1 pseudogene is annotated in these 218 nt (G+C 69.3%); it reads right to left on the bottom strand.

Features of this window, described 5'->3' with window-relative positions:
* Nucleotides 1–205 (bottom strand): annotated as a pseudogene (locus BST12_RS30400) (pseudouridine synthase); the annotation flags it as partial.
* Between the last annotated feature and the right edge of the window lie 13 nt (nucleotides 206–218).

A 218-nucleotide genomic window follows, 5' to 3' on the forward strand; every position in this document is an offset into this window, starting at 1 on the left:
CAACCGAACCGGGCGGCAGCACCGTGCCACTGTCGACCACCGCACCGTCGTCGTCGACCACCTCCCCGGCCAGCACCTTCGCACGGGCCGCCACGCCAAACCGTGCGGTCAGCTCGGCTAACACCGACCCGCCAAGCAGTCGAACCCGCACCGGCCCCAGCACGTCGTGCACGCTAAGCAAACGATCCTCTGGCCGCAACGCCACACGAGACAGGCAG

This window comes from Mycobacterium angelicum (assembly GCF_002086155.1).
GTDB lineage: Bacteria > Actinomycetota > Actinomycetes > Mycobacteriales > Mycobacteriaceae > Mycobacterium > Mycobacterium angelicum.